Source organism: Streptomyces sp. W16 (assembly GCF_033194735.1).
Lineage (GTDB): Bacteria > Actinomycetota > Actinomycetes > Streptomycetales > Streptomycetaceae > Streptomyces.
Genome location: NZ_JAWOAI010000879.1, coordinates 1 through 2,477 on the forward strand (window position 1 = coordinate 1; position 2,477 = coordinate 2,477).

The following is a 2,477-nucleotide window of genomic DNA, read 5'->3' on the forward strand; positions in this document are numbered from 1 at the left end:
CGGGGGCGTCGTCCGAGAGTCCGGAGTACAGCAGACCGGCGGTGCCGGCCGCCCCGACGGCAGCGGCGCCGGCGAGCAGGGCACGTCGGCGCGTGAGCGACTGATCCTTCTTCATGAGTCATCAGTCGCCCGGACCGACACCGCCGCCCCACGGCAACACCGGAGCGGCGGCAGGAAAGCACCCGCCCGGCCCAGTGTTCGGGCGCTCAGCGGCGCCGGACGAGGGGGAACGGCAGCGTCTCACGGATCGTCAGACCCGTGAGGAACATGACCAGTCGGTCCACACCGATGCCGAGGCCTCCGGTGGGCGGCATCGCGTATTCGAGGGCGTCGAGGAAGTCCTCGTCGAGCTCCATCGCCTCGGGGTCTCCCCCGGCGGCCAGCAGCGACTGGGCGGTGAGGCGGCGGCGCTGTTCGACGGGGTCGGTCAGTTCGGAGTAGGCGGTGCCGAGTTCGGTGCCGAAGGCGACCAGGTCCCAGCGTTCGGCGAGCCGCGGGTCGGTGCGGTGCTGGCGGGTGAGCGGGGAGACGTCGGTCGGGAAGTCCTTGTAGAAGGTCGGCAGCCGGGTCGGCTCCTCCACCAGCCGCTCGTACATCTCCAGTACGACGTCCCCGCGGCCGTCGTCGGCGCCGTACGGCACTCCCGCGCGGTCGCAGAGCCGGTGCAGGCGGGCCAGTTCGGTGTCGACGTCGATCTCCTCGCCCAGCGCCTCGGAGATCGCCCCGTGGACGGTCTTGACCGGCCAGGGTCCCGAGATGTCGTACTCCTCGCCGTCCTTGCGGGCGACGGGCGATCCGAAGGCCGCCGTGGCCGCACCCTGGATCAGTTCGCGGACGAGGTCGAGCATCACGTCGTAGTCGGCGTACGCCTGGTAGGCCTCCAGCATCGTGAACTCGGGGTTGTGCTTGTAGGAGACGCCCTCGTTGCGGAAGGTACGGCCCATCTCGAAGACCTTCTCCATGCCGCCGACGCACAGCCGCTTGAGGTACAGCTCGGGGGCGATGCGCAGATACAGATCGAGGTCGTAGGCGTTGATGTGGGTGGTGAAGGGGCGGGCGTTGGCGCCGCCGTGGATCTGCTGGAGCATCGGGGTCTCGACCTCCAGGTAGCCGCGCTCCAACAGGCCCTGGCGCAGGGCCTGTACGGCGGTGGAGCGGGCGCGGACCACATCGCGGGCGGCGGGGCTGGCGACCAGGTCGAGGTACCGCATGCGGACCTTGGCCTCGGGGTCGGTGAGGCCCCGGTGTTTGTCGGGCAGCGGGCGCAGGCACTTGCCGGTGAGCTGCCAGGAGGTGACGAAGACGGTGGGCTCGCCCTTGTCGCTGGTGCCCGCGCGGCCGGTGGCGGTGATGTGGTCGCCGATGTCGGTGTCGGCGGTGAAGCGGTCGAGGTCCGGGCCCGACTCGGCGCGGGTGAGGGCGAGTTGGTGGTCACCGGACCAGTCGCGCAGGGTGAGGAAGACGATGCCGCCGAGGTCGCGCACCCGCATGACCCGCCCGGCGACGGTGACTTGCTCCCCCGCGCGGACCTCGGCGAGGGTGTGGGTGCGCTGCGGGAAGCCGACCGGGTAGGGGTCGATGCCGGCGGCGCGCAGGCGGTCGAGTTTGTGGTGCCGGACGCGGACCTGTTCCGGCAGGCCGGTGTCCTGGCCGTCGGCCCCGGCCTCGTCCCCTCCGTCGAGGCCGAGCGCCGACAGGGACGGCAGACCGGCCGTGGTCGCGGGCCGCGGTCCGCTCTTCGGGTGCCCCTTTCCCCAGAGTTGGCGCAGCGACGGTACGGGCACGAAGCCCTCGGCGATACCGGAGGCGAGGCTGATCCGGGCCAGGGAGGCGGTCTCGCCGTAGCAGATGAAGCGCGGGTACCACTCGGGGTGGTATTTGGCGTTGGAGCGGTAAAGGGCCTCCAGTTGCCACCACTTGGAGAAGAACAGCAGGAGGCGGCGCCACAGGCGGAGCACCGGTCCTGCGCCGATGCGGGCGCCCTCCTCGAAGGCCGAGCGGAACACGGCGAAGTTGAGGGAGATGCGGTGGACGCCCAACTTGGGGGCGGCGGCGCAGAGTTCGGCGACCATGAACTCCATGACCCCGTTGGGAGCGGTGCGGTCACGGCGCATCAGGTCGAGGGAGACGCCGTCGGTGCCCCAGGGGACGAGGGAGAGCAGGGCGAGCAACTTGCCGTCCTCGCCGAGTGCTTCTACGAGGAGGCAGTCGCCGTCGGCCGGGTCGCCGAGGCGGTCCAGGGCCATGGAGAAGCCGCGTTCGGTCTCGGTGTCGCGCCAGGCGTCGGCGCGGTTGACCACCTCCTCCATCTCGGCGTCGGTGAGGGTGGCATGGCGGCGGATGCGGCAGGTGGCACCGGCGCGGCGGACGCGGCTCACGGCCTGGCGGGTGACGCGCATGTCGCGGCCGGCGAGGTCGAAGTCGGCGACGTGCAGGATGGCCTCGTCGCCGAGTTGCAGGGCGCCGAGCCCGGCGCG

The 2,477-nt window shown here is 71.5% G+C and carries 1 protein-coding gene; it reads right to left on the reverse strand.

The genetic code is table 11. The features are described from left to right. Positions 1 to 206: 206 nt before the first annotated feature. A partial coding sequence (lysX, locus tag R6V09_RS50835) for a bifunctional lysylphosphatidylglycerol synthetase/lysine--tRNA ligase LysX (protein WP_317888202.1) occupies positions 207 to 2,477 on the reverse strand: 2,271 nt, incomplete at its 5' end.